1 protein-coding gene is annotated in these 13,889 nt (G+C 61.3%); it reads left to right on the top strand.

Translation table 11 applies throughout. The features are described 5' to 3' along the window. Window positions 1-64 precede the first annotated feature (64 nt). The gene (locus tag P186_RS06650; protein ID WP_014288678.1) at window positions 65-13,885 is read left to right on the top strand and encodes a hypothetical protein; all 13,821 of its coding nucleotides are present in this window, start codon (window positions 65-67) and stop codon (window positions 13,883-13,885) included. Window positions 13,886-13,889 lie beyond the last annotated feature (4 nt).

Here is a 13,889-nt window from a genome sequence, read left to right as displayed (position 1 = left end):
TAGACATAATAAAACCCATGGGTTATATGCAAAAATCTTTAAATATTTAACATGGGGAGTGCCCGTGGCCATACCCACGACGGAGGCCCTAATTATCGCAGGAGTCCTCTCCGCCCTATACCTCTTGTTCGTTAAGGGAGACGAGGAGTGGTACTTCCCCATATTCGCCCTTGGGCTGGTTCTGCTCACGCCCTTTGTGGTGGACTTCGCCTTTAGGCTGGTGGCTCCCTTCGCGCCGACGCCGGTTTACCTCTACGGCTACTACGACGTGGAGCATGTCCTCAAGGAGAGCGTAAAGCGTATGAAGGAGGCTTTCGACCTGGCCTACAGTACTGCACTGACCTTCGCCTATGCCATTGAGGGGGCGGCTTTTGCCATGACCGCCGCCCTCGCCGCCATAGTCCTCGGGGTTGTCCTCGCGCCTCTCACCGGAGGAGGCTCTGTGGCCATAACAGCCGCCGCCATGCGGATATACGAAATAGCAGATGCAATATACCACGTAGCCGCCACCGGCTACAACGTAGCCACCGGCGCCATGATGACGTACCACATCTTGCACTGGCTCGGCGAAATAGCAAAGACGTGGGTTCCGACGTTGTTCTTCCTCGGCATGCTCCTCATGTTGCTACCCCGCGTGCGGGGTCTGGGGGCTCTGCTTTTCGGAGTCGGCCTCTTCCTATACGTCGCCACCATCGCCGGCGCCTACACGACGGCGCAGGGCATCCCCCTTCTGCAGTGGCTGAACGCCACAAGCCACTGGGCTAACAAGGCGCCGAAGCCCGAGCCCCAGATATACACGGCGCTGGCGGTGGAGGGTGACGGAATCGCGCTTCTGCGCTACAACGCCACGGTGCGCCTCTCACAGGTGAGAGAGGCAATTTTGGAGCTAAACAGATCGGCATACCCCATCCCTCTGGTAAACAACACGACGTTGGAATACGCGTTGCAGTTCTTCTCATCGCTGGCAAAGAATGGAAGCGACTGGGTGGCGGCGGGGTGGTGGGCGCCCACGCTGGTGGGCGTTAAGAACTGGACCGGCCTCGGGCAGAGCCGCCCCTACGTAGTCCACACGTGGCTAGACGTGCCGCGGCCCGTCGAGCCGCTGTACTGGTGTCCGGACTACTCCATGATCGAGCCGTATTTCAGAGCGGCTGTGGGGAACGCCACAATAGGAAACGTGTCGGCGCAGGAGTGGATGGATCGGATGAAGGAGGCCGAGTGTCAATTCTACAAGAAGCTCTTCCCCTGGGCCAGGATATACGCCGGCCCACAAGACTTCTGGCGGATGCTCACCGCAGACGTAAACGTCACCGTGACCTACAACAACAAAACCCTCGTCAACGAGACGAGGTCTGGCTATGTAGGCGTATGGGGCTGGCTGGTGCCGCCCGCCTCGGAGGTCTACAAGGGCGGAAACGCCACTGTGAAGAGGGGCGTTTTGAGGTACGACGTAGGCCTCAACGCGACGAACTACACAAAGCCCGCGACGAAGCCCACCTACTCCAACTTCACCATCCTTGTGCCAAACGCCGGTAAGCCTCAGAAGGGCGGCTCGCAGGACTTCTACAAGTGGACTAGGGTCTGCGAGTGGTGCTGCGGGTGGACGTGTGACCCCACTGGCTACTGCTGGTGTGACGAGTGGTGCTCCACTTCGCGGGAGGAGTGGGAGGAGCCGAGATACGAAAAGGTGCTGAAGCCCTCGGCGGCCTCCCTAACTGCGTTGTCTTACAGAAGGCCTTGGGTGCCGGAGAACCGAAGCGACGCCGTGCTGTCGATTCCATTCACCTATAGGGACTGGAGGGTTTGGGCTGAGGAGAAGTACGGCAACTGGAGCAACGGGCCGCCCCCCGCCGGCGCCACGTGCCGGATTGAGAACAAACACGTCTACAAACGCATCGTCTTCTGGGACGTCCAGCGAAACTTCGCCTACGTCTACGGCTTCGCGTGGCTCGGCGGAGTGGTGCTTTCCGTAAACCCCCAGAGCGTACAGCTACCAGACACCTACGACGAGGCGCCGACGAGCGAAGACGGCGTCGAGCTGATAAACCTTCTGAGAGGCGCAGAGTACGACCAGGAATGCTCCACCTTCGTAATGTCCGCCGACGAGCCCAAGTGGCGGCTTGTGCCCAGGGCGGCTGAGAACATGACCCGTGTAAATAGGGAGCTATTCTTCGCCCTTCTTGCCGCGGGCAACTACAGCAGGTCGTATCTGAACTTCCTAAAGTGGCTGGCTCCAAACGTCAGCGACATAGAGCCGGCGGCCTCCGTCTGGCGCTACTACTACGGCGCAGTAAAGCCGAGGCCCCTCCACCCAATGCCAGAGGTTACGCCGAGGGGGTACACGCCTTACAACTTCTACGCCGCGTGCGTCCGTTTCGACTGGAGGCCTGTAGGCGTGGACAACGTCAAGAAAGCCTACGGACTTGTAGTCCTCTACCCCGGAAACGCCACGTGGCTTGTGCACTACCCCGTCGGCGATTCCAACACCACGCGCAGGATAATCGGGGTGTGGATTCAGAGGTGGAGGTGGATTATGAACAACCCGCCGCCCCCGCCGCCGAGGGAGCTGGCGGCTTACTGGCCAATCCCGTGGAATAACACAGTAGCGCTTCCGTACGTGCCGGCGCAGACCCCACCCATGCCCAAGCCCGACAAGAGGTGGGGTGCGTCGATTTGGGATGTCGGCTTTACGTTGAATCTGCGGTGGGCCGTCTCTGAGATTTGGGGCCGTCTTTTCGTGGCGCTTTTCGTGGCGGTGTTCGCGCCGGTGGTGGTGCTGGAGGTGCTCTCCGCGGTCTTCGGCTTTCCGTCGTTTGGGCAGTACCTAATGAGGCTGGCTATACACGTGGTGCAGGAGCTCGCCTTCTGGTTCCAAATCCGCCTACTGCTAAAGTCGAAGTGGTTCACCCGTCTGGCGAGGTTTATGGGCTCTCCTGTGAAGAGGGCCTCTATACGCCTCGTTAGGAGGCTGGCGTTGAAGGGGGCCGTAATCGCCAAGCGGTATAGGGACTCGGCGAGGGAGTACGTGGAGAGGAGATTCGGCGTACACCCGGAGGCGGTGAATGAGCAGGTGAGGAGGCGCATCGAGGAGGCTGTGTGGCAGAGGCTGAGGCAGGCCGAGGAGGCTCTTGTGAAGGGAGGCAGGAAAGCCGCCGAGGTTGCCAAAGAGGCGGCGAAGGCCACCTACAAGGCGGCTAAGGTGGGGTATAGAGTAGCCAAGACGGTGCATGAGTACACCCGCGGCGATTTGATACACCTGCTTAGGAGGGTTTTCCCGAAGGTGGACTACGCTCTTGACGTTGCTTTGGATGAAATTGCGAGGAGGTACCCACTGCTCTACTTCACACTGCTTTGGCCTCTAGACGACAAGCCGAGGTGGCTTGCCCTTATCAACCCAGCCTACATTCGGAGGCTGTATCTGGAGGGCAGAATCACCAGGGAGAAGTATGAGCAGTTTATGGCTGTGCGTGAATATCTCTTGGCCAGAAGGGCGGCGGCTAAGGCGAGGGCCGTCGCCGAGCGTGTTGAGGAATTCGCTGTGGCTCAGAAGATGAGGGAGATAGAGCGCGAGGCTGTCCAGCGCGCTAGACAAGCGTATATGGAGCTTCTAAGAAAGCTAGCCGTCAAGGACTGGGAGAGGGAGATTGAGAAGCGCGTGGAGGAGCTTGTGAAGGCCGGCGCGCCGAGAGAGGAGGCTGTGAGGAGGGCCGTCTCCGAGGTGGTTGGAGACGTGGAGAGGCTTGTTAGGGGGGTATACGAGCCCCTCCTCGAGCTACACATGGGGGCCTTCTCCAAATTCTCCGCCTTCTTTAGGCAAATCACGGGGGTGGAGCCTAAAACCGCTAGAGAGGCGGCTGAGCTGTTGGTTGGCGCCCGCGTCGAGGGGGAGAGGGTTGTTGTCGACCCCTCCGTAAGGGTGAGGTTTCTGCATTCTGCCGAGCAGTTCTGGGCTCTGTGGGAGGAGTACTGGCTTTCTATGCCGGTGCCATACGACGCCCGTAGATACGCCAGGGCTGTGGCTGTGGACGAGATTAGGGCTTCGCTCCCCACTCTGAGGGCGGTGGCTGTCGCCAGGGCGGTGGCCATAGGCGCCGTTAGGCCTGAGGAGGTTGAGAGGATGCTGAGGCCTCCAGTGAAGGAGCTCACCCTCGGCGCCGAGGAGTATGTAGGGAGGCACACGCCTCTTGAGAGGGGCGTGTCTGTCAAGCCGTACGTGTCGAGAGAGGGCTTGGCCGAGAGGCTGGCTCTGCTGAAGGCCGAGAGAATGGCGGAGTCGGCGTATAGAGACGTCTACGTCGTCTCGGCTCTGGCGCCCATGGCCGCTGAGCCGTGGGCGATTAGGCTGTTGGAGAAGGCGGTGAAGGCTGTGAAAGAAGGCGATGAAAAGGCTAGGAGGGAGGTGCTTAGGGAGTCTTTCGAATACTTCCGCAGATTCGGAATGGAGCACTCATGGCTGGCCCACATGAGGCGGGTCTACGCCGTGGAGAAGCCGGAGGCTGTTGAGGTCTTAAGGGCATTTGAGAGGGCCGTCAAGACGGCGCTCTCCGGCGATAGGGAGGAGGCTGTTAGGCAGTTCCGGGCTGAGGTGGAGAGGCTGAAGGAGTTCTACACAGCCAGGGGTGGCGAATCAGCCGTGAGGACCATCGAGAGGCTTGAACGGGAGTACCTCAAGCTGTTGGAGAAGGTGAGGCCGGAGGTGTTGAGAGACCTCGCCCCCGTTGAGCGCACCGCCAGGGAGGCCCAGAGGCTGAGGGCTGTCCTCGAAAAGCTTTCTGACGCGAGGTCTGCGAGGGAGGGCTGGGAGCTGTTCAGAGAGGGCGGCGTCGGCGCCGCTGGGCTGTCTCTGCTGTATAGAGAGCTGGTGGGGAGGGTGGAGGAGGCCGCTAGTAGGCACAGAGCCGTGGTGGAGGCGGCTTCTGAGGCGCGGGAGGTGGTTAGGCAGTATGAAAACCTGAGGCAACTACTCCACAGATACCTGGAGGCCTCCCCCGCTGAGAGGGGGAGGCTGGAGTCTGCGCTGGTGCAGACAGCGGAGGCGCTGAGGAAGAGGGTTGGGGCCGTGTCTGAGCGGCTGAGCGTCGCCGAGCCCCCGCCCGAGTTTTATGTAAAACTCGCCGAGGCTTACATACAGCTGTACCGCATGAGGGTTGTCGATAGAGAGGAGAGGCAGAGGACGGCGGCGCAGATCGGAGAGGAGCTGAGGAGGGCCTACTCGCCCAGGCCCCTGGCCGAGTTCTGGATTCCCGACCCGCTTCTGTATACAATCGCCGTGGAGCACAGAAGACTTGTTGAAGAACTAAAAGCCGCAAAGGCGGCTGGCGGCACGGAGGCTGTAAAGCGGATAGCCGCTGAGCTATCCGCCCTCGTCGAGCTGGCCCATAGACATGCCTCAGCGAGGGAGGTGGCTGAGGTGTTCAAGGCGGTGTACCAGGGCAGAGAGCCGTATGTGGCGGTGAGAGAGGCGCAGTACGACGTGGCTCTCCGCCTGTGGCAGACCGCTGAGAGGGCGGCGGCGCTGGAGAAGGTCAAGAGAGATGTCTCTAGAGAGCTTGAGCCTCTGAGGCGCGTTGAGGTTAGACTGCCCGGCTACAGAGAGGCCCTGGAGAGGGTGTCGAAGTTGGTCGAGGAGGCGGAGGCGCTTGCTAGAGCCGGGAGGTACGCGGAGGCTGAGGGGCTTTTGAAGCAAGCTAAATCGCTCGCCGAAGCTCTAAAAAGGGTTGAGAAGGCGGTTGGGGCTAGGCTTACGAAGATAGAGGCGCCTAGCGACGTCTCGCTGTATCTAGACGCGTGGGCCGCGGTTAGGCTATCAACGGCGGCCTCTCTGCTGTATACAGAGGTGGAGAGGAGGGCGTTGTCTAACGCATTTAGAGAGCTGTACAGGGGAAGAGGGCGGGAGCTGGCGGAGGCGGTGGCCGCCGTCAAGCGGCAGTACGAGCCGTACTTCACCACGGTGAGGCTGTTGGGCAGAGAGGTTGAGGTTCCCCTCTTCAGGCAACCCACAGCGCCGGCGGAGGTCTTCGAGAGGGCTCTCGCCGTGGTGGTGCTGGCTGAGCTGGCTAGGCGCGAGAAGAGCGTGGCGGAGCACGTGGGGCAGAGAATTAAGGCCATCGCCATAAACGCCCTGGAGGAGCTTAGCCTACGTGCCGGCGTAGGGGAGGCTAAGCGCATCTGGGGCAGGGCCATAAAGGAGGCTAGGGAGGCCCTCCAGCCTCCCTTTGCGAGGCTGGCGGCGGGAGACGCCGACATCTTGGCCCTCAGAAAGGCGGCCGAGGCTGTCCTTGAGGCGGCGGGGAGGCTGGGCGTAAAGACGAGGGCCGTGGAGGCGGCTCTCGAGCTTACAAGGCCAGGGGCCGCCGAGGCCGTTGTCAAGTACTTTAAGACTTTAGAAGAATTTAGAAAGACGCAGGACAGGGCTAGAGAGGAGGAGCTGAAGAGGCTTTACCAAGAGGCGCCGGCGGCGATTTCTCTTCTGCAGAAGGCCGGCGCCGGGCCTGGGGAGGAGGCTGTTAGGCTTGTTGAGACGTTTAGGAGGGAGGCCGTCGAGGCCGCTTCTGCAGAGCTGTCTAGACTGCGCGCGGAGCTTGAGAAGTACCTAGACCCAGACTCTGCGAGGCTGTTGATTAAAATAGCCTCGATTGCGCCCTCAGCGGCTGAGGCGGCTCTGGCTCTATACTCAGCGAGGGAGGTTGTAGGCGGCGCCAAGGACGTTGAGAGGGCTAGGGCTGTGCTGAGGGAGTACGTCAAGGCTCTTGAGGCCTATCCGCGCCTGGTCGAATTCCTGAGGTCTCCCGTGTTGGGGGAGAGGGAGCTGGCCTACGTGATATGGGCCGCCGAGAGGCTTGGCCTCAGAACCGCGTCGGAGATGCTTAGAGCCCTTGGAAGGGCCTATGAGCTTTTCGACGCCTACGGCCGGGGGAGGCTGTATAACACGCTTTACGACCAGCTCCTGCCGTATCTGGGGTGGGAGCCTGAGAGGGCTTTGCTTAGGGCCCCGCCGGCCGTCTACGTGGTGAATAGGCTGGGGGAGTTCGCCGGCCGGGTATTCGTCCGCTACCCGGTCTTCGCCGAGCTTAGGGACGTGGTGGGGGACGTGGCTGTGCTGGCGGACGTCCCGCTGAAGGTGGGCATGCCGACGTACATAATCAGACGGCCGAGGATTAGGCTGGTAGAGGAGGAGGTCAGCGGCAGGCAGTACCCAGACAGAGTAGCCCGCTTCGTGGCCAGGTGGGACTGGGGCGGCGTGCGCGAAGGCATCCAGCGCTATATGCGTACTACCGAGGGCAGGAGGCACAGAGCTCTGGCCGAGCTTCTGGCCAGGGGCGGGGTGGCGCTGGCTCTTGAAGAGGCGGCTTACGCATTAAAGGGAAAGGCGCCGGATGTCGTAGTTACAGCTCTGCTTGCCAGGGCGGCTAGGGAGGAGGCGGCTCTTGCAAAAGCCGCCGAGAAGGTAGACAGAGACAGGGCGAGGGTGGTGGCCGAGAGCGCGGCGAAGAAGTACAGCAGATACGTAAAACAGCTGAGAGAGGCCCTGGCGCAGATAGACAGGGAGAAGGCAGAGGAGTTGCGGAGGTGGTTCGGCCCTGGTGCCTTGTCTTTGACTAGGTTGAATCCGGAGGAGGCTGTCGCTAGGCTGGTCAAGTGGTCTACGCCGGAGAGGGCCTTGGCGTGGCTGATCGACTTGAAGCTGGAGGGCGCGGCTGATATAGTCGCCAAAGCGGTAGAGGCCTACCGCGTCTACAGGAGGTTTGAGAGGTGGATGGAGCCGAGGCGCACCTTCGTGAGGGAGGGCGGTGTCATCTCCGTGGCAAAGGCTCTTGACGTAGAGGCGAAATATCAGCCGTCTAGGCTTGAGGACGCCGTGGTTAGAAGCGTCGGTAAGTGGGCTCATGGACGCGTCAAGAGGCTTGAGGAGGAGGTGGGCAGAATAGCATCCCACCTAGCTAGACACCACGCAGAGGGCAGAGTCGAGTTGCCAAGCGCAGTGGCGCAGTGGCTGGCTGAGAGGGGCTACTACGACCTCGGCAGGTTGCTGAGGGAGGTTCAACCCTCCGAGGAGGTGTATAGGCAGTACAGAGACGCGGTGAGGGGCGTTGTTGAGGAGCTCAGGGCCGTGGCCAAGTTCTCCCCAGGCGCTAAGCACGAGGTTGAGAGGGTGGCGAGGGAGTGGTACGGGGAGGGAGGCCTTAGGCGCTACGTAGCTGTAGTCGCACTGCAGGAGTTGGCTAAAGTGGAGCCGGCGCGTGCGAGGGAGGCCGCGCTGTATAGGCAACTGCCGGAGGAGCTGAGGAGGATGGCGGAGGCCGAGGTGGAGAATGTGGAGAGAGCCCTCGTCAAAGAGGGCTTCTACGACTCTGCGCTGAGGCCTGTGTGGAGGGCTCTGTGGCTGAGGGGGAGGGAGGGCGAAGATCCGAGGGAGTACGCCGAGAGGCTTATTGCCAGGATCGAGGCGTTGGCAGGTAGAGGCGACCTGCCTGACGAAGTGGCGGAGAAGGCGGTTTCAGCCTTGAGACAGCTGGTTGCAACGTCTCTAGACGATCCGGCTCTCTACGAGAGGGCTGTCAAGGCGGGCGACGCCGTGGCTGACGCCGCGGCTTATTTGGTGAGGACAAGCGCCCTCGGCCTCGGCTACGGCGCCGCAGAGCTTCTGAAGGCCGCCGCGGAGGCTGTTAAGCGCATAGCGCCTTCTAAAGAGCTCCTCCTAGAGGCGCTGTATAGGGCGATGGACAAAGACGTTGAGGAGGCTCTCGAGGCGTACCGCCAGTATCTGGCGCGCGGCGAGTTCCCCGTCCCCCGCGGCCTTGTGCAGGCCTACGTGACGAGGAGTAAAAAGATTGCAGACTTCCTCGCCAAGCGCCTCGCCGTTGAGGTTGGCGAGTACAAGCCAGACGTCTTGAAGAGAGGCCACGTCTACTACTTCCTCTACCACCCCGCGCTGAGGGAGGTGCTCGACGGAGTGATGGATCTGCTTGTAAGGGAGGTAGCAAAGTCGAGAGATCCCGTGGAGGTGCGCCTCGGCGTGGCGCCTCCCGAATACGTCTTTGTAAACAAGGCGCTGGTGGCTCACGTAGGGGAGGGAGGGGTCTTTGCGTACCCCAACCGCTGGGTGGACGCCGTCTTCGGCGTGTTGAAGAGTGTGGCTGACAAGGGGATGTCGGTCTGGGGCCAGCACGTGGACAGAGTAGTGAAAGACCACGGCCCGGCTCTCCACGCCTATCTAAAGGCCTTGGATAGAGACTACAGAAGGCTGTGGGCGATGTACGGCGACTACCAGAGGGCGCTGAGGGCGTATCTGGCGTCGAGGGCGGCCGCCGTTATGTTCAGCCGGCTGGTGGAGGAGGCGAGGAAAGGCAGATACGAGGCGCTTTGGAGCTGGATGCCGGGGAGCTGGGGGGAGGGCATACTTCTCCACCTGGCTGAGAGGGCTGGGCGGTTGGTTGCGCTGAGGGAGCTTGAGGACGCGCCTATTGTTGTGGATAGGGTGAAGAAGTGGCTTGAGTGGCTTCTGGCGGATAGGCTGGCGCCGCCGGGCGGCGTGGACGTCGCCTTCTACGCCGCGGCCAAGCTGTACTCCGAGGTCAGGGGCGTCGACGTGAGAGAGGTGGAGAGGTACGCGCTGGAGAGGCTACGCTCAATACTGAGAGACGAGGCCAAGACAGCCGCCGAGGAGCTTGAGAAAGCCATGAAACAGGCGGAGAAGCCGGCTGAAAAAGCCGCTCTGAAGACGGCCGAGGAGGCCGTGGAGAAGGCGGCGGAGGGCGAGAAGCCCGTCCAGAAGCCGTCTGAAGAGGTTAAGGAGAAGCCGCCTCTCGGCTTCATACCTCCTCACTTGAGGGGTTCCTCTGCCGTGTCCTGGCTTGCCTCTGTGAAGGGGAGGGTGGAGCTGGATGGGGAGGCGGCTGAGGCTGTTAACAAGGCTGTGAAGAGGGCTGTGGAGAGGGTGAGGGCTAGGTACTTGGAGAGGCTGGTGAGGAGGGGCGGCGCGGCGCTCGTCGAGGCGGCCGAGTCTCTGGCGAGAGACGTCTACAGCTTGATATGGCACGCCGCCGACTCCCCGGAGGCCCTCCACTACTTAGCAATCCTCCTCGAAAGGGCCGAGGACGTGGTACACGGCCTGGAGCCGAGGAGCCCCGTGGAGGCCGACGCGGCTAGGGTCTTCGCTGAGGTGAGGGAGAGGCTTGAGAGGATCAGGGCGGAGCTGGGCGAAGAAATGGCGGAGGCGGCGTGGCGCTACGCCTACGCCGTGGGTAGGGAGGTGCTGAGGGCGCTGATCTCGGTGCATGAGGGCTCTCTCAGAGCCGTTGCCACTGTTGAGCAGGCCCTGAGGCTGACCATATTCACCGGAGCTACTGCCGAGTCCATAGTCGCCCTCCACCACGGGCTGTACAGCGAGGCCGTGGTGTCTGCGGTTGCCGGCGCGCTGGCGCTTGTCGAGGAGGGCCGCTTCGAGAGGGCTGTTGAGTACGTCAAGAGGGCGGCGGAGGCGGCCTACGAGGCTCTGCGGGAGTGGCTGGAGAAGGCTAAGGTGGCGTTGGAGAGGCTGTATGAGCTGTTTGTCGAGGCTGTTGCCCGCATAATCGCATGGGTTGACGAGCACCGGGCTTGGCTGTTTTTGGCGGCGGCCGCGGCGGCTGGCATCATCACGTGGGCCTTCGCCAACGACGTCTTCGGCTCTATTCAACTCGGCAAGCTGGCGCTGGCCTCCGGGCTGATTAAGTACGGCGGGTTGGAGAAGCCTCCCGCCGCCGAGGAGCTGGTGGAGGCTGTGAAGAAGAGAAATGAGGCGGTGGGCAATGCGCTTGAGGAGCTGTTTAGCGTTGTGGACAAGCTCTCCAGAGGTGCGGCGGACGTGGACGAGAAGAGGCTGTTGAGGCTTGCTAATCTGCTGGAGGCGGCTGGGGGCGTTAGGGTGCCTTGGCTGGGGCCTGTGGCCGAGGCTTTGAGAAATTGGTATAGCCCAAAGCGTAGCGAGGAGGAGAAGAACGAATACGCCAAGGCGGCTTTTCTAATCGTTTGGGCTGTTCTCCAGCGCCGCGCCCATGATGTGTACGACAAGTTGACTGAGATGTGGGAGGCGAGGAAAAAAGCCGCCGAGGTTTTGAAGCAGGCGCTGGAGGGCGACAGAGAGAAGTGGAGGGAGTTCTACGGCTTGGTGAAGAGGCTGGAGGAGGCCGAGGGTAGGGTGCTGAGAATCGCGGAGGAAGCGGAACGCGAGCTTAACACAATCGCCGTGAACCTAAAGGCCGCGGCTGAGAGGAAAGGCGTGAAGGCGTTGGAGGAGGTGGCGAAGTGGGTAGAGGTGGACGCGTTGGAGGCGAGGGAGCTGGCTGAGGCGACTGCCTATAGGCTGTCTAGATTCTCCGGCGCCAGCTACGGCACTAGGGCCGTGGCGTATCTCAGAGCATCTGTAGACGACAATGCGGTGGGCTTGACTGCGTTGAGGGCCCTCGCCGCGGAGGATTTGGCTTCGCTTGCGGCTAACACGCCGGTTAGTGCGTATCTCAAGTTGCTGGAGAAGGCACAAAGCGTTAAACGCGGACGGATAGGCGAGCTTCCGCTTGAAGAGAGATTGGCGGTGATGCTGGGCAGAGTGTTGAGATACGCCAAGGAGCGCGAAGAGCTGAAGCACCTGGCGGAGGCTTTTGAGAGGGGCGAGGCGAGGGTGGAGAGGACAGAGAAGGAGGGGGAGTACGTCATATACGCCGGCGGCATGAAGGCTAAGCTGGAGCTTATGGAGGGCGGCGGCGCTTGGCTATATGTCGGCGAGTTGACCCGCCCGCTGGCGGAGAGGAAGCTGGAGGAGGCGAGGAAGGCTGTGTTAAAGTACGAGGAGATGTTGAAGAAGGGCAAGGCGCCTCCGCCCAGCCGCGAGGCTCAGGACGGGTGGCTGTTGAGCGATGTGTATGTAGATGAGGATATGATTATTATGGCGACCACCTCCTTGGAACAGGTGGTGACGTTCCTCTCGACCTTCGGCGTAGGGGCGGAGGAGATACACTGGGGAGGCGGCGAGAGTGGAGGAAAGCCTGTCAAGATAGACGTCAAGCGCTTCAGCATAACCAGCGAGGGTCTGAGGCCTATGTACCGCGTAGAGCTGTACGACGAATATGCCAGGGAGGCGTGGGAGAGGCTGTCGGCGGCGCGTAGCATGCCGGAGGATGAGAGGAAGAGGTTCATCGATTTCGTAGTTAGACATCTGGAGGGCTCTGGCGTAGACCGCGAGGCGTTTAGGCAGAAGCTGGAGAGGTGGATCGGCGAGTGGCTTGCAAAGGCTCCGGATCTCAAGGAGCACCGGGTGTTCCACACCCTTGTGAACTCCTTGAGAGAGCTGGCGCAGAGCGAAGAGGATGCTGGGAAGCGCGGGGTTGCGAGGAGGCGCGCCGTGGGGATGTACCTACACGCAGTGCTGGGAGACGGCTCGGTGTATCAAAACGAGGTTAGGCTGGCCGTCGGCGGCGGAAGGGGGGACGAGGTGCCGGCGGAGGTCAAGGCGGCTCTATACTACGCACTGCTGAGGGGATTGGGGTACCAGCCGAAGATGTACAAAACCGAGAGAGCGGTCCACATAAAGCTGTACGGCGGGGAGGCCAAAAGGTTCGCCCGGGATGCTCTGCCTTATCTGGCGGCTCTCGAGCGTATGCTTGAGGTGGTGAAGGGCGACGAACAGATTTATTCAAAGGTGGCGAAGCTGATTGACATGGCCAGGGCGGAGAGGGTCAAGGCGTGGATTAAGGACTTCACTACGGAGGGCAAGAGGCCGAGGGCTAGGCTAGTTGTCGAGGCCGACGGCGCAACGGCTGAGTACTCAATACGTCTTGATAAAGACAACGCCGTGGAGCTCCGCTTCGACACAACCGACCGCGCCGAGGCCGAGAGGAGGGCGGCGGTGCTTAGGGCTGTGGGCGTTAAGGCCGAGGTGGATAAGCGTCACCACAAATCTCGCAACCGCGACGAGTGGCGCATAGTCGTAACCACCAATGCGCTGGCCGCCGACTCCGTCCACGAGGAGGTTAGAAAGGCTGTGGCGGAGTTCCTCAAACAGTGCAGAGAGGTGGGTGCGTTGAAGGAAGACGCCTACAGACGCCTAGTCAAGAAGTTCGAGGGGGGCGTGCCTGATTGGGGCGATATCAAGTTCTCCGTATGGCTGAGAAAAAACGGCGCTGTAGAAGTAAAGTACCAACCCAACGACCCCCAGTCCTTCAGCAAGGCTGTGGAGCTTCTGCGGGGGCTGGGTATGAGGGATACATGCGAAGGCGACTGGTGCGTTGTGCACTTCACCGCCAGAGAGCCGAGAGGGGGCGAGAGGGGCTTTGTCCGGATAACGGCGGACGGCCTTAGGTACATCGGCTGGCTTGCCCTACACGGAGAGGGTGATGCGAAGGAGAAGGCCCAGCGGCTGAAGGAGGCGCTTTTGAAGGAGGCGGAGGCGAAGGGAGAGGAGGTGCGCCGGCGGCTGGAGGAGTACTTCCGCGAAGGCGAGATGTGGGGCTCTGTGAAGCCGCCTTTCGAAAGCGAGGTGGAGGTAGAGGGCAGGCGGCTGAAGATCCACATCGAGGCGGTGGAAGCCAGCGTGGAGCGCGGTGAACGGAAAGAACACCTACTAGTGAAAATAAGGGCAAAGATAATAGAAGGAGGACGCGAAGCGGCGGTGGAGAAGGAGGCGAGGTTTTTCAAAACCAGCCGCGGCGAGATTAAGGGCTACGTCAACATACACGCAGACGCGGAGGGCGGACGCGAGGCGGACTATCTGAGGACAGCGGCTGTGCTGAAGGCCCTCGGCTTGAAGAAGTGGAACAGAAAGGAAAGTCAGATACAGCTCACAGGAGGCGCCCTAGATCCGTTGATGAGATTGGAGCCGGTGTGCAGAGCGCTGCGGCTGTGTATCTGAGCGA

Source organism: Pyrobaculum ferrireducens (assembly GCF_000234805.1).
In the GTDB taxonomy this organism is placed as follows: Archaea; Thermoproteota; Thermoprotei; order Thermoproteales; family Thermoproteaceae; genus Pyrobaculum; species Pyrobaculum ferrireducens.
This window is presented reverse-complemented; position numbering and strand designations above follow the sequence as displayed.